The following is a 21,070-nucleotide window of genomic DNA, read 5'->3' as shown; positions in this document are numbered from 1 at the left end:
CCCCCACAAGGGGGGAGAGAACCCGTGGCGGCCGTCTGCTCACGGTAACCAAACGAGCGGGCGAGTGACGGCGCAGCTGCCTTATGCGCTTGCGTTGGGCGAGACGGTGCCGCGGACTGAGCCCTCCCCCTTGTGGGGAGGGCGGCGAGCAAAGCGAGCGGGAGGGGTCTTTCTACGACACTCATTCCGCAGCCTCCCTCACCGGGGCCGGCGCAAAATCCTGCGGGAAATGCGTCATGGCGCTCATCACCGGATAGGGCGTGAAGCCGCCGAGCGCACAGAGCGAACCAAACTTCATGGTGTTGCAGAGGTCTTCCAGCAGCACCTTGTTCTTCTCCGGCTCGATGCCGCGGGCGATCTTGTCCACGGTCTCGACGCCGCGCGTCGAGCCGATGCGGCAGGGCGTACACTTGCCGCAGCTTTCCACAGCGCAGAATTCCATGGCAAAGCGCGCCTGCTTCAGCATATCGACGCTGTCATCGAACACCACGATGCCCGCATGGCCAATGAGACCGCCGGCGGCGGTAAAGGCCTCGTAATCGAACACCGTGTCGAACAGCGCCGGCGGAAAATAGGCGCCGAGCGGGCCACCGACCTGCACCGCCTTGACCGGACGGCCGCTGATGGTGCCGCCACCGATCTCGTTGACCAGTTCTCCGAGCGTCAGGCCGAAGGCAGTTTCATAAAGCCCGCCATGCTTCAGATTGCCGGCGAGCTGGATCGGGATCGTGCCATGCGAACGGCCGACGCCGTAATCGCGGTAGAATTGGGCGCCACGGTCCATGATGACGGGGATGGAGGCGAGCGACATGACGTTGTTGACGACCGTCGGCTTGCCGAACAGGCCCTGCAGCGCCGGCAGCGGCGGCTTGGCGCGCACGATACCCCGCTTGCCTTCAAGGCTGTTCAGCAGCGAGGTTTCCTCGCCGCAGACATAGGCGCCGGCGCCCATGCGCACTTCCATGTCGAATGCGTAAGCAGAGCCTAACACGGACGGACCGAGAATGCCTTCGCGCCTGGCGATGGCGATCGCCTCTTCCATCATCGCAATGGCATGCGGATATTCGGAGCGGGTGTAGACATAGCCCTTGGTTGCGCCGACTGCGATGCCGGCAATCGCCATGCCTTCGATCAGGACGAAGGGATCGCCTTCCATGATCATCCGGTCGGCGAAGGTGCCGCTGTCGCCCTCGTCGGCATTGCAGACGATATATTTCTGGTCAGCCGTCGCGTCCGCGACCGTCTTCCATTTGATGCCGGTCGGGAAGCCGGCGCCGCCGCGACCGCGCAACCCGCTGTCGGTGACCTGCTTGACGATGTCGGCCGGCGGCATGGCCACGGCCTTTTGAAGACCCGTGAGGCCCTTGTAGTGCCGGTAATCCGTGAGCGACAGCGGATCGGTGATGCCGCAGCGGGAGAAGGTGAGCCGCGTCTGGTTCTTGAGGAAAGGGATCTCGCTGGTCAGCCCATGACAGAGCGGGTGATCGCCGCCGGCGAGGAAGCCGGCTTCGAACAGCGACGGCACGTCGGCAGCCCTGACGGGGCCATAGGCGACGCGACCGTGATCGGTGCGCACCTCGACCAGCACTTCCAGCCACAGCATGCCGCGCGAGCCGTTGCGGACGATGTGCACATCGCGATTGCGGGCCTTTGCCTCGCGCTCGATCGCGGCGGCGACCTTGTCGGCACCGACGGCAAGGGCTGCCGCATCGCGGGGAACGAAAACAGTGATGGTTTCGGGCACGCTCATGCACGCACCTCCGCGACAATGTCGTTCAGACAGTCTTCGTCGAGGCGCGCATAAAGCTCACCGTCCAGCATGGCGGCCGGCGCCTGCGCACAGAGCCCGAGACAGAAGACCGGTTCCAGCGTGACCGAGCCATCGGCCGCCGTTTCATGCCAGCCGAGGCCGAGCTTCGCCTTCACCCGCTCGGCCAGCGCATCGCCGCCCATCGACTGGCAGGCTTCGGCGCGACAGAGCTTTAGCGTGTGGCGGCCGGCCGGATGATCCTTGAAATCATGGTAGAAGGTGACAACGCCGTGCACCTCGGCGCGCGACAGGTTCAGCGCCTGTGCAATGATCTGCTTGGCGCCGTCAGGGATATAGCCGAATTCCGCCTGCACCTTGTGCAGGATCGGCAGCATCGGACCTTCCAGATGCCGACAGTCCTCGATGATGGCCGCAATACGGGTTGCCTCATCCACGGCAACCACCCGAACATTCATGGTCAGTCCTCCCAAACCGACGCCCGGCACGCTTCCCGGCAAAACCACCGGTTGATGTCATGGATCGCAGAGGATCCGGGCGCCGTCATCCGAAACGGCATCACTGCCTGTTCGTGAAGGATGACGAAGATGCATACATCAGGTCAATATCGCCGTCTCGTTGTGCGATAGAAAAAATCTATCGAATGCGGATGCTGCAGCGCGGGATCGCGCCTCGTGCAGCAGGGCGGAGACAAGCGGCGTGTGTGGTTCGCGATGCGTGGCAACAAGGCCCACCAGATGCTCGGCCTCCGGCTCGCTGATGGGGATCATCCGGATCTCCTCAGAAAACCCGAAGGATTCCGCAACGTTACGCGGCATGATCGAGGCCCACTGGCCGGTCCGGATATGGGAAAACAGCACGATCATGGAATTGGATTCGAGCGTTGGTTTGGCCCGCACCCCGGCTTCGGCCATGTGCTTGTTGATGATCCGGCGGTTCTGCATGTCAGGCGTCAATAGACAAAGCCGAAGATCCGAGACTTCCTTCCAGGTCACGCTTTGACGATCCGCAAGCGGCGTGCCGGCTGCGGCGATCAGGTGATAGCGCTCTGAATACAGGGGAACCGTGGTGACGCGGCCAAGCGGTTCGTTGTCGAGATAGGTGATGCCGGCGTCGATTTCGAGGTTTTCCAGCTGGCTCAGAACCTGCAGCGAGGTGCGCGACGTGACGGAAAAGGTGACGTTCGGATGGCGGGCCTGAAAGGGTTCGGTAAGCCGCGGCACCATGGCAAGCGCGGTCGGGATGACCGCCAGCCGGATATGGCCGGCAAGCCCCTTGCGGGCGGCGCGCATTTCCTCGCGCATGGTGCGGGTATCGCCGACGATGCGGCGCGCCCATTCCAGCACGCGCTGCCCTTCCGGCGTCAGCCCCTGGAACCGCGAGCCGCGCACCACCAGCACCACGCCGAGCTGATCCTCCAGCTGGCGGATCGCGGCCGAGAGTGTTGGCTGCGAAATGCCGCATTCCTCCGCCGCACGGCCGAAATGACCTGCCCCGGCAAGCGCAATGAAGAATTCCAGCTTGTCGATCATGGCACCGCTCCGGGGTTTTGTGAGCCTTCTGTTGTGAGGGCAGCGGGCGCCGTGCGTCAAGCCGCCGCCGGCTCGTCGTTGGGCATCCGCGACTGGAACCTGGCGGGAACCAAAGCCCGCCAGTCGCCATTTATCGACCGGAGGCTCGGTCATGATGGACAAGGTAACAACGGACGACACATTTTCCTTTCTGGACGGCGGTGGCCGTTCGGCGGAGATGATCCGCGACCTCGACTGGTCGAACACGCCGCTTGGTCCCATCCGGCAATGGCCAGTGGCGCTGAAAACGGCAGCGGGGATGGTCCTGACCTCAGGCTTTCCGGCCATGATCGCCTGGGGCCCTGAACTGACCATGATCTACAATGACGCCTTCCATCCGATTCTCGGCCGCAAGCCGGAGGCTATGGGACAACCGCTGAGCCGTGTCTGGGCGGAGATCTGGGAGGATATCGCCCCCATTGCTCACAAGGCACTGGCAGGCCAGGCAACCTTCATCGAGGATTTTCCCTTGACCGTGCAACGCAACGGCTATGCGGAAGAGGCCTTCTTTACCTTTTCATACAGCCCGTTGCGCGACGATGCTGGGCGGATCGTCGGGCTGCTGGATACGGTCATCGAGACGACGGCGCGGATGGAAAGCCAGCGCCAGGTGCGGCTGATGAATTCCGAACTGCAGCACCGCATGAAGAACATGTTCGCCATGGTCACCTCCATCGTCAGCCAGACGCTGCGGGTGGCCCATTCGGTGGAGGAGAGCCGTCCGCTGCTGCTGCAGCGGCTGGCCGCCGTCGCCAACGCCCATGCGCTGGTGACCGACGCGCCGAAGGGCGATGTGTCCCTGGCGCAGGTGGTGGAAACGGCGCTTTCGGTGCATCGCACCGTCTCCAGCCAGGTGCATGCCGATGGTCCGGAGGTGATGCTGAGCGACAAGCAGGCGCTGTCGCTCTCGCTGGCCATCAACGAGTTGACGACCAATGCCATGAAATATGGCGCCCTCTCCGTCGAGGACGGGCGGGTCCATCTGTGCTGGCAGGGCGACGGAGCAGGCTCCTTTATCCTCCATTGGAGAGAACAGGGCGGCCCCTCGGTGACGAAACCCTCCCGCCGCGGCTTCGGCACCACGCTGATGGAGCGGGTGGTGCCGCATGATTTCGGCGGCAGCGCCACGCTCACTTATGCACCGGAGGGCCTGTCCTACCGGATCGATACGCCGGCCTTGAAGCGCTGAGCGTCTTTACAGCTGAAGCGAGGCCGTCTTCTCCTTGAGAAGGGCAGCACTGCGGGCGAGCGCCGCATGTTCCGCCGCATCGAGTTCGGGAAAGAGATCGACGATCACGCCGGACGCGCCAACGACACGGGGCACGGACAGCGCCACATCCCGCACGCCTTCCACTTCCGGCGTCAGGATCGAGACGGAGAAGACCGCCCGCTGGTCGAGCGCGATGGCCTTGACCAGCCGCGCCAGCCCGGCGCCGATGCCGTAATAGGTCGAGCCCTTGCCCTCGATGATGCGATAGGCGGCATTGCGGACATTGTCGTCGATCTCGGCCCGCAGTTCGGGCGTCAGCGGCCGCCCCACCTGTTCGGCGAAAGAGGCGACGGAGACGGAACCCGCCAGCGCATTCGACCAGGTGAGGACCTCGCTGTCACCGTGTTCGCCGAGTACATAGGCATGCACGGATTGCGGCGAGATGCCGAGATGGCGACCGAGCAGGCTGCGGAAGCGGGCCGTATCGAGAATGGTGCCGGAACCGATGACACGGGTGGCTGGAAGGCCGGAAAGCCGCGTGGTGATTTCCGTCATGATGTCGACCGGGTTGGAGGCGATCAGCAGGATTGCATCCGGCGCCACCGCCAGCACGGCGCCCACCACCTGGCGGAACACCTCTGCATTGCGCTCCAGGAGCGCCAGCCGGCTTTCGCCCGGCTTCTGGTTCACCCCGCAGGCGAGGATGACGATGCCGGCACCGGCCAGCGCCTGATAATCCCCGGCGCGGACCTTGGTCGCCGAGTGAAAGGGCGTGGCATGTGCGATGTCTTCCGCCTGGGCAATCGCCAGTTTCTCGCTGACATCGACAAGCACCACTTCGCTCGCCGTGCCGGTGAGCGCCAGCGCATAACCTGCCGAGCTGCCGACCATGCCAGCACCTACGATTCCGACCTTCATCCGTGTCCTCCGTGGCTGGGATTTGCAGAGAGGTTAAGGCCGGATCCACGCTGTGTCATGACATGCCTCAACCCGGCGCCCCAATCGATAGACGTAGCGCGGAAAAACAGGATGACGATGCAGCATTCCGTCTGTTTATATGCCGGCAGACGGAGGGTCCTGCATGCGACGGTTGCCGGCACTGACAGCGATGAAGGTGTTCGAGGTGGTGGGCCAGACCCGCAGCTTCACCCGCGCGGCCGAGCGGCTGAACCTGACCCAGAGCGCGGTAAGCCGGCAGGTGCGCAATCTGGAGGACCAGCTGGGCGAGAAGCTGGTGATCCGCCACCATCACCATCTGGAGCTGACGCCCTCCGGCGCCGAGCTTTACGCCAGCCTGCAGCACGCCTTCCATTCGGTGGAGCTGACGGTGCGCGGCATCATGGAAAAGAGCAACCGCCACCGGCTGCGCATCAATGTGCCGCCCACCTTTGCCAAGCGCTGGCTGCTGCCCCGCCTTTCCCGCCTGCATGCCGCGCTGCCGGACATCGACATCAGCATCACCACCGATCCTGCCGACAGCCTCGCCGAGCGCAGCCTGCTGGATTGCGCGATCCGTTTCGGCGATGGCGAATGGCCGATTCTCGCCTCCGAGCGGCTGATGACGGAACGGCATATCGCCGTCTGCGCACCGCATCTGTTACCGGTGGATGGCGCGATCGACCTGTCCCGTTTCACCCTGCTGCATGTGCTGGCCTCCGCCGACCAGCGCTATCTCACCTGGCAGCGCTGGCTGGACGCGGCAGGCCTCAGCCAGACAGATACCCGGGGTGGTCTGGAATTCGATCTGCTGGATCTCGTCATCGAAGCCGCCTGCAACGGGCTCGGCGTTGCCGTTGCCGACAAGGCGATGGTGGCGCCGCTGATGGCGACGGGTCAGCTGGCGCAGGTGCTGGACGTGGAGGTGGAAGGGCACGAGGCCTACTGGCTGGTGACCCGCACCGACCAGCTGCCGTCGCGACGGGTGGCGGCGTTTCGCGACTGGCTGCGCAACGAACTCCAGAGCGAACTCGAAAGCGACCGCGCCACGGCGCCTGGGGCGCGACGCGCCTGAAACATTCCTTTTTGGAATGCTCGGGCCGAGAATTCCTCGCTTGCGGCACAGCCTGCGTCTGACATCTCCTTGCAGGGAAAAGCAGGGAGGACACCCATGCGCGTCTATCGCAATGTCATCGCCGGACAGCCTGTCGAGCCCGCAAGCGCGGAGAGGATCGCGGTCCACAACCCCGCCACCGGTGCGGTGTTTGCCGAGGTGCCGGCCGCCACCGATGCCGAAGTCATCGAGGCGGTGCAGCGCGCCGCCGCCGCGCAGAAGGACTGGGGCAAAAGGCCTTCGATCGAGCGCGGCGATGCCCTGCGCCGGCTGGCTGACAGTCTGCAGAAGCGGGCCGTGATCATCGGCGCGGCACTGGCGGAAGAATCCGGCAAGAGCCTTGCCGATGCGACGGCGGAAGTCGGCTACGGCGTGGAACTGATGCGCTACCATGCCGAATGGGCACGGCGCATCGACGGCGAAGTGATCGACAGCGACACGCCGAACGAAACGCTGATGTTGCAGCGGGTGCCGATCGGCGTGGTGGCCTGCCTGATCCCCTTCAACTTTCCGATCTACACGCTGGTGCGCAAGATCGCGCCGGCGCTGATGGCCGGCAATGCGGTGGTGGTGCGCCCCAGCAACACAACGCCGACCTCCGCCTTTGCCTTTGCCGAAGCGTTGGCGGAGGCCGGGCTGCCGGAGGGTCTCGTCAGTATCCTGACCATGACGCATGACGTGGCGGCAACACTGTGCACGCGGCCGGAAGTCGGCATGATCACATTGACGGGCAGCGTGACCGCCGGTCGTGCGGTGCTGGATTTCTGCAAGCAGAACATCACCAAGCCCTCCCTGGAGCTTGGCGGCAAGACACCGGTGATCGTCGAGCCGGATGCCGATCTCGATGCGGTGGCGCGCATGGTGCTTGCCGCCAAGACCGCCCATTGCGGCCAGGTCTGCACCTCGGTCGAGCGACTCTACGTGCATGCCTCCATTCATGATGCGCTGCTCGCGCGGCTGAAGGCCGGCTTTGCCGCACGCAGCTTCGGCGACCGCGCGACGGATGCGGGCCTGATGGGGCCGCTTGCCTCCGAAGCCGCACGAAAGCGCGTGCATGCCATGGTGGAGCGCGCGGTGGCCGAGGGCGCGGTGCTGGAGGCCGGCGGCGTTCTGCCGGACACACCGGGCTATTTCTATCCCCCCACCCTTCTCTCCGGCTGCCGGCAGGAAATGGAGATCGTGCGGGACGAGGTGTTCGGCCCCGTGCTGCCGGTGATCGTCTACCGCGATTTCGACGAGGCGCTGCGGCTGGCAAGCGACAGCCAGTACGGCCTCGCCTCCGTGGTGTTTTCCAACGATTACCGCAAGGTGATGCAGGCAACGACGGCGATGGAAGCGGGCGAACTCTACATCAACCGCTTCCCGGCCGATCCCTATCAGGGCTACCACGCCGGCTGGAAACGCTCCGGCCTTGGCGGCGACGATGGGAAGCACGGCATGCTGGAATTCACCCAGACACGGCTCGTGATCCTGAATTACTGAGGAGCAGACCGATGAAGCTGACATCGCTTGCAACCCATGTCGTCGCCGTGCCGCCTCCGCATATCGGCGGCATGTACTGGATCTTCGTGGAACTGGAGACGGCCTGCGGCATACGCGGACTGGGCGAGATCTATTCCACCGCCTTCGATCCCAACGCGCTGGTGCCGCTGATCGAGGATGTGTTCCAGCGCCATCTGGAAGGCCACGACCCGCACCGGATCGAACGCTTCTGGCGCGCCGCCTATTCCAGCGGCTTCACCCAGCGCCCCGACCCGACGATGATGGGCATTGTTTCAGGCCTTGAAATCGCCTGCTGGGACATCATCGGCAAGGCGGCGGGGCGGCCGGTTGCCGATCTCCTGGGCGGCACGGTGCATGAGAGGCTGCGCGCCTATACCTATCTCTATCCGAAGAATGCGGCCGGCGACTACGACTACAATGATCCGGACCTCGCCGCCGAGGAAGCGGTGCGCATGGTGGAAATGGGGTTTACCGCGCTCAAATTCGATCCGGCCGGCCCCTACACGCAATATAGCGGCCATCACCTGTCGCTTGGCGTGATGGACCGCTGCGAAACCTTCTGCCGCAAGATCCGCGAGGCGATCGGCGCGCGGGCCGACATCCTGTTCGGCACGCATGGGCAGATGGTGCCGGCCTCCGCCATCCGGCTGGCCAAACGGCTCGAAAAATACGATCCGCTGTGGTTCGAGGAGCCGGTGCCGCCCGGACAGGAGGCAGCGATGGCGACGGTGGCGCGCGCGACCTCCATTCCCGTCTCGACCGGCGAGCGGCTGACCACCAAATACGAATTCCAGCGCGTGCTGCAGGAGGGTGCCGCCTCGATCCTGCAGATGAATGTCGCCCGCGTCGGCGGGCTGCTGGAGGCGAAGAAGATCGCCGGCATGGCCGAAAGCTTCTATGCCGAGATCGCGCCGCATCTCTACAACGGCCCCGTCGGTGCGGCCGCCAGCATCCAGCTGGCCGCCGCCACGCCGAATTTCCTGATCCACGAGGCGATCATGGATTTCTCCGGCTTCCACGCCGAGGTGCTGAAGACCAAGCTTGTGGTCGAGGACGGCTACCTCATCCCCTCGCGCGAGCCGGGGATCGGGGTGGAGCTGAACCATGCGGTGGTTGCCGCGCACTCGCCCTATCGCGGCGAGCGGCTACACCTGCAGATGGCAGCCGAGCCCGCCGATGTGAAACAGTTCGCGCCGGCCAAGGGGTGATCCGTCGATGCTGTTCGACTTTATCATCGTCGGCGCCGGATCGGCCGGCTGCATCCTGGCGCATCGCCTCAGCGAGGACGGGCGCTACAGCGTTCTGCTGCTGGAGGCGGGCGGCGGCGATCGTTCGCCGTGGCTGAAGATTCCGGTCGGCTATGCCAGGAGCTATTACGACCCCGCCGTCAACTGGATGCACTGGAGCGAGCCGGAGCCGGGGCTGAACAATCGCCGGGTCTATGTGCCGCGCGGCAAGGTGCTGGGCGGTTCCGGTGCGATCAATGCCATGGTTTTCGTGCGCGGTGCCGCGGCCGATTTCGACGACTGGAAGGCTGCCGGCAATCCCGGCTGGGGGGCGGACGACGTGCTGCCCTGGTTCAAGCGGCTGGAAACCCATGCCGATGGCGCCTCCCGCTGGCACGGCGGCGAGGGCCCGATCCATGTGACGCCGATGCGCGACGGCATCCATCCGGTCAGCCGCGCCTTCCTCTCGGCCTGCGACGAACTGGGATATCCGGCCAATCCGGACTTCAACGGCGCCTCGATCGAGGGGGCCGGCATCTATGACATCAACACGAGACGGGGCCTGCGCTCGCATTCCGGCGCCGAATATCTCCGCCCGGCGCTGAAACACCCCAATCTGCACGTGGAACGGCAGGCCTTTGCCGAGCATCTGCTGTTCGACGGGGACGGACGGGTGAGCGGTGTCGCCGTACGCCAGAACGGGCAACGGCGACTGTTTACGGCCCGCCGCGAGGTCGTTCTTGCCGCCGGTGCCGTGCAAAGCCCGGCTCTGCTCCAGCGCTCGGGCATCGGCGATGGCGCGCAACTGCAGGCGCTCAACATAACCCCTCGCCACCATCTGCCGGCGGTGGGGCAGAACCTGCAGGACCATCTCTGCGCCAGCTTCTATTATCGCTCCCGCCGGCCGACGCTGAATGCGCTGTTCGGCAGCCTGACCGGCCAGGCGCTGTTAAGCCTGCGGTATCTGCTGACGCGTAAGGGGCCTTTTGCCATGAGCGTCAACCAGGCGGGCGGCTTCTTTCGCGGCAGCGAAACAGCAGACCGCACCAACCTGCAGCTTTATTTCAACCCCCTCTCCTATCGCATCCCCCCCGATGCGAAGGCGGGACTGAAGCCGGAGCCCTATCACGGTTTCCTGATGGCGATCAGCGCTTGCCGGCCTGCAAGCCGCGGCGAAATCCGGCTGGCCTCGCCCGATCCCGCAGCAGCGCCATTGATTGCCCCCCGCTATCTTTCGGCCGAACGCGATGTCGCGGAAGCGTTGCAAGGCATGCGGCTGATGCGCCGCATCGCCTCCGCGCCGGCGCTGTCGGACTGGCTGGAAGCGGAAGTCTCCCCCTCCCCGGCCATTGCGGAGGATGGCGGCCTGATCGACTATTTCCGCGACAACAGCGGCTCGATCTATCACCTGTGCGGCACCTGCGCGATGGGGCCCGATCCGCGAAACAGCGTCGTCACTCCGGATCTGAGGGTGCATGGCGTCGAAGGGCTGCGGATCGCGGATGCCTCGATCTTCCCCAACATTACTGCCGGCAACATCAACGCCCCGACCATGATGGTGGCGGAAAAGGCCTCGGCGCTCATTCTCTCCGACGCAAGGGAGCAGCCATCGCGGCAGGTCCGCGATCGGTCACAAGCGTCCTGATCCAGCCTCTGGCAAGGACTATCGGCAGGCAGAGACCGACCCGCAGACATGAAAAAGCCGGGCACAAGACCCGGCTTCGATCCCTCATCAAGACCGCGCGATCACTCGTGCGGCATCGCATGGTTGAGATGGGTGAGGTCGCCGAGCATGTGCTCGAGACGGGTGCGATGCTCGTCGGTCGGAGCATCGGAGATGTCCTGACGCAACGCATCGATCCGGCGCTGGAACAGGTCGCGATTGGCCTCTTCCTGCGGAACAGCGGATTCGGCCAGCAGCGTGCAACCGGTCGGCAGGATATCGGCGAAGCCGCCGAAAACCACATACTTCTTCACGCCACCGGAGGCGAGCTTCACGGTGACCACGCCGGGCTTGATGGTCGTCATCGTCGGCGCGTGCTTCGCCATCACGGTCATTTCACCGAGCGTCGCCGGGATCACGACTTCCGTCACCTTTTCCGACAGGAGAAGGCGTTCGGGCGAAACCAGTTCAAATTCGAAAGAGTCGGCCATGACGGTCCACTTCTTTGGGCGTTATGCGGAAAGGAAGAGCGCCCGGTTTCCCGGGCGCCGGTCCGTCTGAGATCAGGCGCCAGCGGCCAGCTTCTTGGCCTTCTCGATGGCTTCCTCGATGGAGCCAACCATGTAGAAGGCGGCTTCCGGCAGGTGGTCGTATTCGCCGTTGACCAGGCCCTTGAAGCCCTTGATCGTGTCTTCCAGCGAAACGAGCTTGCCCGGCGAGCCGGTGAAGACTTCGGCGACGTGGAACGGCTGCGACAGGAAGCGCTCGATCTTGCGGGCGCGGGCAACCGTCTGCTTGTCTTCTTCCGACAGTTCGTCCATGCCGAGGATGGCGATGATGTCCTGCAGGGCCTTGTAGCGCTGCAGCGTCGACTGAACCTTACGGGCCACTTCGTAATGCTCCTCGCCGATGATCATCGGGTCGAGCATGCGGGACGTGGAGTCGAGCGGGTCAACGGCCGGGTAGATACCCTTTTCGGCGATCGAGCGCGACAGAACGGTCGTTGCGTCCAGGTGGGCGAACGAGGTTGCCGGTGCCGGGTCGGTCAAGTCGTCGGCCGGAACGTAGATGGCCTGAACCGAGGTGATCGAACCCTTGTTGGTGGTCGTGATGCGCTCCTGCAGGGCGCCCATGTCCGTTGCGAGCGTCGGCTGGTAACCAACGGCAGACGGGATGCGGCCGAGCAGAGCCGACACTTCCGAGCCAGCCTGCGTGAAGCGGAAGATGTTGTCGACGAAGAACAGAACGTCCTGGCCCTTGTCGCGGAAGTCTTCAGCGATCGTCAGACCGGTCAGAGCGACGCGAGCGCGCGCACCCGGCGGTTCGTTCATCTGGCCGTAAACCAGGGCGCACTTGGAGCCGGCAGCAGAACCATTGTTCTCATGCGGGTCCACGTTGACCTTGGATTCGATCATTTCGTGGTAGAGGTCGTTGCCTTCGCGGGTCCGCTCGCCGACGCCTGCGAAGACGGAGTAACCGCCGTGTGCCTTCGCGACGTTGTTGATCAGTTCCATGATCAGAACGGTCTTGCCGACGCCGGCGCCGCCGAACAGGCCGATCTTGCCGCCCTTGGCGTAAGGCGCCAGGAGGTCGACGACCTTGATGCCGGTCACCAGAATCTGGGCTTCCGTCGACTGCTCGACATATTCCGGAGCGGGCTGGTGGATGGCGCGGCGTGCCTGGGTCGGAACCGGGCCGAGTTCGTCAACCGGCTCGCCGATGACGTTGATGATGCGGCCGAGCGTTTCGTCGCCGACCGGAACCGAGATCGGGGCGCCGGTGTTGGCGACCGGCTGACCACGGACGAGACCTTCGGTCGAGTCCATGGCGATCGTGCGGACCTGGTTTTCGCCGAGGTGCTGGGCAACTTCCAGAACGAGGCGGTTGCCGTTGTTGTCGGTTTCCAGCGCGTTCAGGATCGCCGGCAGGTCACCCGTGAAGGCAACGTCGACGACGGCGCCGATCACCTGCGTCACGCGACCGACGGACTCGCTCGTGCTGCTCGAATTGGTATTCAGGGTCGCTGCTCTAGCCATGTGTTCTTACCCTTCTTCTCTGGGCCTTCAGAGCGCTTCAGCGCCCGAAATGATTTCGATGAGTTCCTTGGTGATCTGCGCCTGACGCTGGCGGTTGTAGGACAGCGTCAGCTTGTTGATCATCTCGCCGGCGTTGCGGGTCGCGTTGTCCATTGCGGACATCTGCGCGCCGTAGAAGGAAGCGTTGTTTTCAAGGAGCGCACGGAAGATCTGTACCGCGATGTTGCGCGGCAAGAGGTCTTCGAGGATTTCCTGTTCGCTCGGCTCGTATTCGTAGAGCGCATCGGCGGAACCGGCCTGCGCACCCTGCTCGAACTTGGCCGGAATGATCTGCTGCGCCGTGGCGATCTGCGAGATCACCGACTGGAAGCGGGCGAAGAACAGCGTGGCCACATCGAATTCGCCGGCGTTGAACAGCGCCAGAACCTTCTGCGCCACGTCGTTGGCATTGACGAAGCCAAGCTGCTTCACTTCGCGGAACGTCACGTAATCCACGATGTTTTCGCGGAACGTACGGCGCAGGATGTCGTTACCCTTGCGGCCGACGGTCAGGATCTTGACGGTCTTGCCTTCCGCGATGAGCTTCAGCGCGTGGTCACGCGCGAGGCGGATGATCGAGGAGTTGAAGCCCCCCGCCAGTCCGCGCTCGCCGGTCGCAACGATCAGCAGATGGGTCTGGTTCCGGCCGGTGCCCTTGAGGAGCAGCGGTGCCTCTGCGTTTTCGGCATTGGCAGCGCTGAGGCTGGCGAGAACACGGTTCATCCGTTCCGCATAAGGACGAGCCGCTTCGGCCGCCTCCTGCGCACGGCGCAGCTTCGCCGCGGCGACCATTTTCATCGCCTTGGTGATCTTCTGCGTCGCCTTGACGGAGGCGATCCGGTTTTTCAGATCCTTAAGTGAAGGCATCCGTTATCGGTCCTTGAGCTTATCCGTTCAGGCGAAGGTCTTGGAGAATGCGTCCAGAGCCGACTTCAGCTTTGCACGGGTATCGTCCGACAGCTGCTTTTCGGTGCGGATCGCGTCCAGGATGGCCTTGCCTTCGGTACGCAGGTAGTTCAGCAGACCCTGTTCGAACTTGCCGACCTGAGCGACCGGAAGCTTGTCGAGGTAGCCGTTGACGCCGGCGAAGATCACCGAAACCTGCTCTTCCGTCTTCAGCGGCGAGAACTGCGGCTGCTTCAGGAGTTCGGTCAGGCGGGCACCGCGGTTCAGGAGGCGCTGCGTGGAGGCGTCGAGGTCCGAACCGAACTGGGCGAAGGCCGCCATTTCGCGGTACTGCGCGAGTTCGCCCTTGATGGAGCCGGCAACCTGCTTCATGGCCTTGATCTGGGCGGCGGAACCGACGCGCGAAACCGAGAGACCCACGTTCACGGCCGGGCGGATGCCCTGGTAGAACAGGTCGGTTTCGAGGAAGATCTGGCCGTCGGTGATCGAGATCACGTTGGTCGGGATGAAGGCCGACACGTCGTTGCCCTGGGTTTCGATGACCGGCAGAGCCGTCAGCGAACCGGCGCCGCGCTCGTCGGAGAGCTTGGCAGCGCGCTCAAGGAGACGCGAGTGCAGATAGAAAACGTCGCCCGGATAGGCTTCGCGGCCCGGCGGGCGGCGCAGCAGCAGCGACATCTGACGGTAGGCGACAGCCTGCTTCGACAGGTCGTCATAGGCGATCAGGGCGTGCTGGCCGTTGTCACGGAAGTATTCGCCCATGGCGCAACCGGCGAACGGTGCGAGATACTGCATCGGAGCCGGGTCGGAGGCGGTCGCGGCAACAACGATCGAGTACGGCAGGGCGCCGCGCTCTTCGAGCACCTTCACGAACTGCGCAACCGTCGAACGCTTCTGGCCGATAGCCACGTAGACGCAGAACAGCTTGTCGTTTTCCGGACCATTGTCGTGAATGGCCTTCTGGTTGAGGAAGGCATCGAGAATGATGGCGGTCTTGCCCGTCTGGCGGTCGCCGATGACGAGCTCGCGCTGACCACGACCGACCGGAATGAGAGCATCGATAGCCTTGAGGCCGGTCGACATCGGCTCATGAACCGACTTGCGCGGGATGATGCCGGGCGCCTTGACGTCGACGCGCGAACGGCGGCTCGCATTGATCGGGCCCTTGCCGTCGATCGGATTGCCGAGCGCGTCAACAACGCGGCCGAGCAGTTCCGGACCAACCGGAACGTCGACGATGGCGCCGGTCCGCTTGACGGTGTCGCCTTCCTTGATGTCACGGTCGGAACCGAAGATAACCACACCGACATTGTCGGCTTCGAGGTTCAGCGCCATGCCGCGGATGCCGCCCGGGAACTCGACCATTTCGCCGGCCTGAACATTGTCCAGACCGTAGACGCGGGCGATACCGTCACCAACGGAGAGCACCTGGCCGACTTCGGAAACCTCAGCCTCCTGGCCAAAGTTCTTGATTTGATCTTTGAGAATTGCGGAAATTTCCGCGGCGCGGATATCCATCAGCCAACCTCTTTCAGTGCAAGCTTAAGGGTGGAAAGTTTGGTGCGGAGAGACGTATCAATCTGACGGGAGCCGACCTTGACGATCAGGCCACCGAGGATCGACGGGTCGACAGTCACGTCAACCGCGACCTCCTTGCCCGTTACGCCCTTCAGCGCCGACTTCAGTTCTTCTTCCTGCGCCGCGGAGAGCGCATGGGCCGAGACGACCTCGGCGGTGACTTCGCCACGATGGCGAGCAACAGCATCACGATAGGCACGGATCATGCCCGGCAGAGCAAAGAGGCGACGGTTTGCCGCAACAACCTTGAGGAAGTTGGCCACGAGCCCCTGAATGCCCGCCTTTTCGCAGAGCGCGACGATGGCGCGCACCTGATCACCGGACGAAAAGACCGGGCTTGCGATCAGCCGCTTCAGGTCGTCGCTTTCGTCGATCATTGCCTGAAAACGGTCAAGATCTGCGCGCACCTGATCGATCGCACCAGCTTCGAGCGACAGCTCGAAGAGGGATGAGGCGTAACGGTCGGCAACGCCGGAAGTCCGCTGGGATGTGTCTGCCACGGGCACAATTTCCCTGATTTTCATCCAAGCATTCGGCCTGTTTTCGGAGCCCAGACAAATGCTTGAATTTGCTTCTTTTTCTCAACAGTACCGAAGAAGGGCTTCGGTCTTTTTCCGAAATTCGCGGTTCGTCTAGCATAGGATGTTGGGACTCGCAACACGCGTGACGGCGGAAAGAGCCTTCTCTGCAAGGGCTTGAACCGATTTTATGTCATTTTGCGAAGAAATCCCCCAGGACGCCTCCCTCCTGCGTCCTACAGCCCGGAGAGGTATCCCAGGACATAGCCGAGAGGCAATGCCGCAAGCGCAACCTGAAGCAGCAAAAGCGCAAGATTCTGGAGCGTGAAACCCCGGTCAGCGAGGATCGAAACGAGGCGGCCGAAGGCGGCCGTCAGCAGCGAGGCACCGAGAGCGAGATAGGTCCAATCCTGGGCAACCAGCACGGCGGTGAGGCCAAGGCCGAGATAGAGCCCGCCCGTGGCGCGTGTGGCGCCGTAGCCGCTGGCCGTCACCTCGCCGACGGAAAAGCCGGCGAGCTTCAGCGCCGCCTGCGGCAGCGCCAGAATGAAGAGGCCGATCAAGGCCACCAGCGCGGAGGCGAGAAAAGCCAGCTGTTCGGGACGTTCGGCGGGGAAGTAAAAATCCATGGGCGACTCCTGATCGGAAATAGAGACAAGTCGAAAGACACAAGCCGGCAAGTGCAGCGAAATGGTCAGAGAAAGCTTTGCGGATCGACATCGAGCTGCACATGCACCGTGCCGCGCACCTTCGGCCCGTTGGCAAGCATGCTGCGCAGGTAGCCCTGCATGTCGCTGTTGCGGCGCCCGTGCACGAGAAGCCGGAAACGGTGGCGACCGCGCACCAGCGCAAGAGGCGCTTCGGCGGGTCCGAGCACCGTGATTCCCGAAACCTTTGGCGCTGCGGCCCGCAGGGCCCGCGCATGGGTTTCCGCATCAAGTCGCGTATCGGCCGAGACGATGATCGACGCGAGCCGGCCGAAGGGCGGCAAAAGCGCTTTTTCCCGCTCGCCAATCTCGCGCTCGTAGAAGGCCGAGGCATCTCCGGAGACGATCGCCTGCATCACCGGATGCTGCGGCTGGTAGGTCTGCAGCAGGCCATGGCTCTTCAGGCCCGTGCGGCCGGCGCGTCCCGTCACCTGGCTCAGCAGCTGGAAGGTGCGCTCGGCGGCGCGCGGATCGCCATTTGCCAGCCCGAGATCGGCATCGATGATGCCGACAAGCGTCATCAGCGGAAAGTTATGGCCCTTGGCGACCAGCTGCGTGCCGATGACGATGTCCGCCTCGCCCTTGGCGATCGCCTCCAGCTCGAGGCGCATGCGCTTGACGCCGCCGAGCAGGTCGGAGGACATGACGATGGTGCGCGCCTCGGGAAAATGCTTCTCCACCTCTTCGGCAATGCGTTCCACGCCGGGGCCGCAGGCGACCAGATGGTCGAAGGTGCCGCATTCCGGGCAGGCTTCCGGGGTCTTTTCCGCGTAGCCGCACTGATGGCACTGGATCTGGCCCTTGAAGCGGTGCTCCACCAGCCAGCTGGAACATTGCGGACACTGGAAGCGATGGCCGCAGACGCGGCAAAGCGTCAGGGGCGCATAGCCGCGCCGGTTGAGGAAGAGCAGCGCCTGCTGGCCCTTCTCGATGGTCTTCTTCACCGCCCGCAGCATCACCGGCGAGAGGAAGCCGCCGCGCTCCGGCGGATGCCGGCGCATGTCGATGAGGTGGAGATCGGGCATGGCCGCCTCGCCGAAGCGTGTCGGCAGATGCACCAGATGATACCGGCCGCTTTGACCGTTGACCTGGCTTTCGACCGAGGGCGTGGCAGAGACCAGCACGACCGGAAACTGGCCGATGCGCGCGCGCACCACCGCCATGTCGCGGGCATTGTAGAAGACGCGGTCTTCCTGCTTGTAGGCCGAATCGTGCTCTTCGTCGACGATGATGAGACCAAGCTCCTCGAAGGGCAGGAAGAGCGCCGAGCGCGCGCCGGCCACCACCCGGACCTCGCCGGTGACGACGCCGCGCCAGACTTTTTCGCGCATGCGGGGAGCGAGATCGGAATGCCATTCGGCGGGCTTGGCGCCGAAGCGATCCTGAAAACGCTCGAGAAAACTCGCCGTCAGCGCGATTTCCGGCAACAGGATCAGCACCTGCCGGCCCTGGCGCAAGGCTTGCGCGATCGCCTCGAAATAGACCTCGGTCTTGCCGGAACCCGTGACGCCATCGATGAGGGAAGCGGAAAAGCCGCCGCCCTGCATGGCCTCCACGATTTCGGAAGCCGCCTGCTTCTGCGGCCCCTCGATGCGCGGCGCGGTGTAATCGGGATCGGGACGGGCGACGACCGGCGGCGGCGGCAGGAAGACCGTCTCGAACAGGCCCTGCTTCACCAGGCCGTCGATGACGCTGATGGAAACGCCCGCCGCATGCGACAGGCCGCTGCGGGTGAACGGCACCTCGTCACGCACCAGATCCATCACGCGGGCACGCGCCGGCGTCATCCGCTCCGGCTCACCGCCGCGATAGCGCAGCGCCTCCACCATCGGCTCGGGCTCAAGTGCTGCCGGCGCGCGCACGGCCATGCGCGCGACAAGCCCCGGCGGCGACAGCGTGTAGCCGGCCACCCAGTCAATGAAGCTGCGCATCTCGTCCGTCAGCGGCGGGCAATCGAAGACCTGGGTGATCGGCCGCAGCTTCTTCGGATCGAGACGCGGATCGGGTTCGCCGTCCCAGACGACGCCGATCACCTGGCGGGGCCCCAGCGGCACCTGCACGACGGAACCCGGCATCACCGCCATGCCGTCCGGCACGGCATAGCTATAGGCCTCCGGCACCGGCAGCGGCACCAGAACCGAGACCACGCTGACAAGCGGCGGGCGGGCAAGCGGAGGCGCATCGAACAGGGCGCCGAACAGATCGGACGAATCTTTTCCCATGGAGCGGGACCATGCCCCGACCGGGAACAAAAGGGAACCGCAAATCAGGCCGCGGCGGCGCGGATGTGCAACGGGTGAAAGCGCGCATCGGGGTTTTCGGCCAGTTCGAACACCGTATGCTTCTCGAGCGCCCGCGTGATCTCTGTCGGATCGCCGTCCAGAGCATCGGGGGAAATCATCTGGCCGATGGAGAAATCGAAGAGATCGCGTTTCTTGTTGAGCAACTCGTGGAACACCGTCATGTCGCGCAGCTCGGTCGACCATTTGGCGAACCAGTAGAACAGGCCGGAATTGCGGGCCCGCATATGCATGGGCAGGATCGGCAGATTGTATTTGCGGGCCAGGCTGACGGCCGAGGTCTTCCACGGCCGTTCATTCAGCCGGCCGTTCTCCCAGTAGGCGATGCGCCCAGAGGGAAAAAGCACGGTGACCTTGCCGGTTTCGACCGCATGATTGGTAAGCCTCAGCGTCTCGCGCGCCTTGTCCTTGGTCTTGAACTGCTCGCGCCACTCGACGGGAATGATCATCTCGGCAAACCGCGGATTGACGCGCACCGCATCGCGGTTGGCGAAAAACATCATGTCCGGCCGGCGATCCTTCAGCAGATCGAACACAGCCACCCCGTCGGCAATGCCGGTCGGATGATTGCTGACCAGGATGAAGCCGCCCTTGGCCGGAATGCGCTCGGCATTACGCACCCGCACATCGAGCTTCAACAGCTGGCTGAGATAGGAGAAGGACTCGAACCCCGAAAGGCCCTCGATGCGGTTGGTAAAGCGGATCGCGCTGCTGTAGCGCAGGAGCGAATACAGAAAGGGCCGCATGACCGGCCAGAGCGGATGCCGGACAATGCGGGTGCCACGCTCGGCAATCAGCGTATCGACGATATGGCCGGGTGTACCGTGGGAAACGAGGGCAATGGCCTCGGCAAACTGGCCGATGGAAGACGTCAACTCACGGCGTTGCATGAAAACTCCCGCCTGCCTATCCCGACTTTATCGCAGCCGTGTATGATCGAACGATGACGATCGAACCGCGACAGGGCTGCCGCCGGTAAGGTTAGCAATTTGGTAACGCAACACGGCCAATGTGGGGCGATCACCGGCAAAAACAACGGGCATTCCGTGAGCGAAATCCTGATTCCCGCCTCCCCCGAGCTGATGGAAAAGCGCCGCCAGTGGCTGGAAAGCCTCCACAGCGAGCGCCGGCTGGCGGCCAATACGCTGGACGCCTATGAGCGGGACACCCGGCAGTTCCTGACATTCCTTACGGGGCATCTCGGCGGCCCGGCGACGCTTGCCGATATCCACACGCTGCGCACGGCGGATCTGCGCGCCTTTCTGGCCCAGCGACGGCGCGACGGCGCGGGTGCCCGCTCGCTCGGGCGGCATCTGGCGGGCCTGCGCTCCTTCCTGCGCTACCTCGAACGCAAGGGCCTGGTGAATGCCGCTGCCGCCGGTGCGATCCGCGCGCCGAAACAGCCGAAATCGCTGCCCAAGCCCTTAAGCGACGTCCAGGCGCTGGAGGTGGTGACCCAGCAGGCGCAGCTGCACGAGGAGCCATGGATCGCAGCGCGCGATGCCGCCGTGCTGACCCTGCTCTATGGCTGCGGGCTTCGCATTTCCGAGGCGCTGGACCTCAAGGCCGGCGATGTCTCCGCCGACACCACAACACTGCGGATAACCGGCAAGGGCGGCAAGACGCGGCTGGTGCCGCTTCTCACCGTGGTGCCGCAGGCGGTGGAGACCTACCGCACGCTCTGCCCCTATCATCTCGCCGCGGAGGAACCGCTGTTTCGCGGCGCGCGCGGCGGCAAGCTGAATCCGTCGATCATCCAGCGCGAGATGCAGAAGCTGCGCGGCGCCCTGGGCCTTCCCGACAGCGCCACGCCGCATGCGCTGCGCCACTCCTTCGCCACCCATCTTCTGGCCGGCGGCGGCGATCTGCGCACCATCCAGGAACTGCTCGGCCATGCCAGCCTCTCCACCACGCAGGTCTATACCGGCGTCGATCAGGCCCGGCTGCTGGAGGTCTATGACCGGGCGCATCCGCGTGCCTGAAAACGGGACAGTC

The 21,070-nt window shown here is 64.2% G+C and carries 18 protein-coding genes; 6 read left to right on the top strand and 12 right to left on the bottom strand.

The window, feature by feature from the left end; genetic code table 11:
• Positions 1-181 precede the first annotated feature (181 nt).
• The 3 genes from FNA46_RS23300 to FNA46_RS23290 form a co-directional block, all read right to left on the bottom strand.
• Positions 182-1,750, bottom strand: a complete 1,569-nt coding sequence (locus tag FNA46_RS23300) for a formate dehydrogenase beta subunit (RefSeq protein ID WP_143127612.1) — start codon at positions 1,748-1,750, stop codon at positions 182-184.
• Positions 1,747-2,226, bottom strand: a complete 480-nt coding sequence (locus tag FNA46_RS23295) for a formate dehydrogenase subunit gamma (protein ID WP_143127611.1) — start codon at positions 2,224-2,226, stop codon at positions 1,747-1,749. The genes FNA46_RS23300 and FNA46_RS23295 overlap by 4 nt, the downstream gene beginning before the upstream one ends.
• 138 nt (positions 2,227-2,364) lie before the next feature.
• The gene (locus FNA46_RS23290; protein ID WP_143127610.1) at positions 2,365-3,300 is read right to left on the bottom strand and encodes a LysR family transcriptional regulator; all 936 of its coding nucleotides are present in this window, start codon (positions 3,298-3,300) and stop codon (positions 2,365-2,367) included.
• A gap of 151 nt (positions 3,301-3,451) precedes the next feature.
• Here FNA46_RS23290 and FNA46_RS23285 point away from each other — a divergent pair, with 151 nt between their 5' ends.
• A complete protein-coding gene (locus FNA46_RS23285; RefSeq protein WP_246103328.1) occupies positions 3,452-4,528 on the top strand; it encodes a sensor histidine kinase in 1,077 nt (358 codons plus the stop codon).
• 6 nt (positions 4,529-4,534) lie between these two features.
• On the opposite strand, the gene FNA46_RS23280 is transcribed toward FNA46_RS23285, so the two are convergent.
• Positions 4,535-5,467 (bottom strand): L-lactate dehydrogenase, encoded by a 933-nt coding sequence (locus FNA46_RS23280; protein ID WP_143127609.1) that lies wholly within the window; start codon positions 5,465-5,467, stop codon positions 4,535-4,537.
• Between the two features lie 163 nt (positions 5,468-5,630).
• Between FNA46_RS23280 and FNA46_RS23275 the strand changes: the two genes are divergently transcribed.
• From FNA46_RS23275 to FNA46_RS23260, 4 genes are all read left to right on the top strand, one after another.
• Positions 5,631-6,560 (top strand): LysR substrate-binding domain-containing protein, encoded by a 930-nt coding sequence (locus FNA46_RS23275; RefSeq protein ID WP_185969971.1) that lies wholly within the window; start codon positions 5,631-5,633, stop codon positions 6,558-6,560.
• Between the two features lie 96 nt (positions 6,561-6,656).
• Entirely contained in the window at positions 6,657-8,081 is a 1,425-nt protein-coding gene (locus FNA46_RS23270) for an aldehyde dehydrogenase family protein (RefSeq protein ID WP_143127608.1), read from the top strand.
• Between the two features lie 11 nt (positions 8,082-8,092).
• Entirely contained in the window at positions 8,093-9,310 is a 1,218-nt protein-coding gene (locus FNA46_RS23265; protein WP_143127607.1) for a mandelate racemase/muconate lactonizing enzyme family protein, read from the top strand.
• Between the two features lie 7 nt (positions 9,311-9,317).
• The gene (locus FNA46_RS23260) at positions 9,318-10,973 is read left to right on the top strand and encodes a GMC family oxidoreductase (protein ID WP_143127606.1); all 1,656 of its coding nucleotides are present in this window, start codon (positions 9,318-9,320) and stop codon (positions 10,971-10,973) included.
• Positions 10,974-11,074: 101 nt separating this feature from the next.
• Here the strand turns inward: FNA46_RS23260 and FNA46_RS23255 are convergent, their stop codons facing one another.
• From FNA46_RS23255 to FNA46_RS23220, 8 genes are all read right to left on the bottom strand, one after another.
• Complete coding sequence (locus FNA46_RS23255; RefSeq protein ID WP_143127605.1) at positions 11,075-11,482, bottom strand: F0F1 ATP synthase subunit epsilon; 408 nt, start codon at positions 11,480-11,482, stop codon at positions 11,075-11,077.
• A 72-nt stretch (positions 11,483-11,554) separates the two neighbouring features.
• Positions 11,555-13,027 carry a F0F1 ATP synthase subunit beta gene (atpD, locus tag FNA46_RS23250; RefSeq protein WP_143127604.1) on the bottom strand — a complete coding sequence of 491 codons (1,473 nt, stop codon included), beginning with the start codon at positions 13,025-13,027 and terminating at the stop codon, positions 11,555-11,557.
• A 27-nt stretch (positions 13,028-13,054) separates the two neighbouring features.
• A complete protein-coding gene (locus FNA46_RS23245) occupies positions 13,055-13,933 on the bottom strand; it encodes a F0F1 ATP synthase subunit gamma (RefSeq protein ID WP_143127603.1) in 879 nt (292 codons plus the stop codon).
• Positions 13,934-13,960: 27 nt separating this feature from the next.
• A complete protein-coding gene (atpA, locus tag FNA46_RS23240) occupies positions 13,961-15,490 on the bottom strand; it encodes a F0F1 ATP synthase subunit alpha (RefSeq protein ID WP_143127602.1) in 1,530 nt (509 codons plus the stop codon).
• The gene (locus FNA46_RS23235) at positions 15,490-16,056 is read right to left on the bottom strand and encodes a F0F1 ATP synthase subunit delta (protein ID WP_185969972.1); all 567 of its coding nucleotides are present in this window, start codon (positions 16,054-16,056) and stop codon (positions 15,490-15,492) included. The genes atpA and FNA46_RS23235 overlap by 1 nt, the downstream gene beginning before the upstream one ends.
• Positions 16,057-16,304: 248 nt before the next feature.
• Positions 16,305-16,697: an AGROH133_08824 family phage infection protein gene (locus tag FNA46_RS23230; protein ID WP_143127600.1), complete on the bottom strand. Its 393-nt coding sequence runs from the start codon at positions 16,695-16,697 to the stop codon at positions 16,305-16,307.
• Positions 16,698-16,762: 65 nt separating this feature from the next.
• On the bottom strand, positions 16,763-18,997 hold the full coding sequence (locus FNA46_RS23225; protein ID WP_143127599.1) for a primosomal protein N': 2,235 nt from the start codon (positions 18,995-18,997) through the stop codon (positions 16,763-16,765).
• Between the two features lie 44 nt (positions 18,998-19,041).
• Complete coding sequence (locus tag FNA46_RS23220) at positions 19,042-19,965, bottom strand: GNAT family N-acetyltransferase (protein ID WP_143127598.1); 924 nt, start codon at positions 19,963-19,965, stop codon at positions 19,042-19,044.
• Between the two features lie 192 nt (positions 19,966-20,157).
• On the opposite strand from FNA46_RS23220, the gene FNA46_RS23215 reads away from it, so the two are divergent.
• A complete protein-coding gene (locus tag FNA46_RS23215) occupies positions 20,158-21,057 on the top strand; it encodes a tyrosine recombinase XerC (RefSeq protein WP_143127615.1) in 900 nt (299 codons plus the stop codon).
• Positions 21,058-21,070: the final 13 nt, after the last annotated feature.

The organism is Affinirhizobium straminoryzae, assembly GCF_007004135.1.
Lineage (GTDB): Bacteria > Pseudomonadota > Alphaproteobacteria > Rhizobiales > Rhizobiaceae > Neorhizobium > Neorhizobium straminoryzae.
Note: the sequence above shows the minus strand (reverse complement) of the source record. Positions and strands in the feature narration are given on the sequence as shown.

Excerpts from the sequence above, each read along its gene's own strand:
- FNA46_RS23245 (WP_143127603.1), bottom strand. The coding sequence starts at position 13,933 with ATGCCTTCACTTAAGGATCTGAAAAACCGGATCGCCTCCGTCAAGGCG.
- FNA46_RS23285 (WP_246103328.1), top strand. The coding sequence starts at position 3,452 with ATGATGGACAAGGTAACAACGGACGACACATTTTCCTTTCTGGACGGC.
- FNA46_RS23225 (WP_143127599.1), bottom strand. The coding sequence starts at position 18,997 with ATGGGAAAAGATTCGTCCGATCTGTTCGGCGCCCTGTTCGATGCGCCT.
- FNA46_RS23255 (WP_143127605.1), bottom strand. The coding sequence starts at position 11,482 with ATGGCCGACTCTTTCGAATTTGAACTGGTTTCGCCCGAACGCCTTCTC.
- FNA46_RS23220 (WP_143127598.1), bottom strand. The coding sequence starts at position 19,965 with ATGCAACGCCGTGAGTTGACGTCTTCCATCGGCCAGTTTGCCGAGGCC.
- FNA46_RS23270 (WP_143127608.1), top strand. The coding sequence starts at position 6,657 with ATGCGCGTCTATCGCAATGTCATCGCCGGACAGCCTGTCGAGCCCGCA.
- FNA46_RS23230 (WP_143127600.1), bottom strand. The coding sequence starts at position 16,697 with ATGGATTTTTACTTCCCCGCCGAACGTCCCGAACAGCTGGCTTTTCTC.
- FNA46_RS23275 (WP_185969971.1), top strand. The coding sequence starts at position 5,631 with ATGCGACGGTTGCCGGCACTGACAGCGATGAAGGTGTTCGAGGTGGTG.
- FNA46_RS23290 (WP_143127610.1), bottom strand. The coding sequence starts at position 3,300 with ATGATCGACAAGCTGGAATTCTTCATTGCGCTTGCCGGGGCAGGTCAT.
- FNA46_RS23265 (WP_143127607.1), top strand. The coding sequence starts at position 8,093 with ATGAAGCTGACATCGCTTGCAACCCATGTCGTCGCCGTGCCGCCTCCG.
- FNA46_RS23215 (WP_143127615.1), top strand. The coding sequence starts at position 20,158 with ATGGAAAAGCGCCGCCAGTGGCTGGAAAGCCTCCACAGCGAGCGCCGG.
- FNA46_RS23280 (WP_143127609.1), bottom strand. The coding sequence starts at position 5,467 with ATGAAGGTCGGAATCGTAGGTGCTGGCATGGTCGGCAGCTCGGCAGGT.
- FNA46_RS23295 (WP_143127611.1), bottom strand. The coding sequence starts at position 2,226 with ATGAATGTTCGGGTGGTTGCCGTGGATGAGGCAACCCGTATTGCGGCC.
- atpD (WP_143127604.1), bottom strand. The coding sequence starts at position 13,027 with ATGGCTAGAGCAGCGACCCTGAATACCAATTCGAGCAGCACGAGCGAG.
- FNA46_RS23260 (WP_143127606.1), top strand. The coding sequence starts at position 9,318 with ATGCTGTTCGACTTTATCATCGTCGGCGCCGGATCGGCCGGCTGCATC.
- atpA (WP_143127602.1), bottom strand. The coding sequence starts at position 15,490 with ATGGATATCCGCGCCGCGGAAATTTCCGCAATTCTCAAAGATCAAATC.
- FNA46_RS23300 (WP_143127612.1), bottom strand. The coding sequence starts at position 1,750 with ATGAGCGTGCCCGAAACCATCACTGTTTTCGTTCCCCGCGATGCGGCA.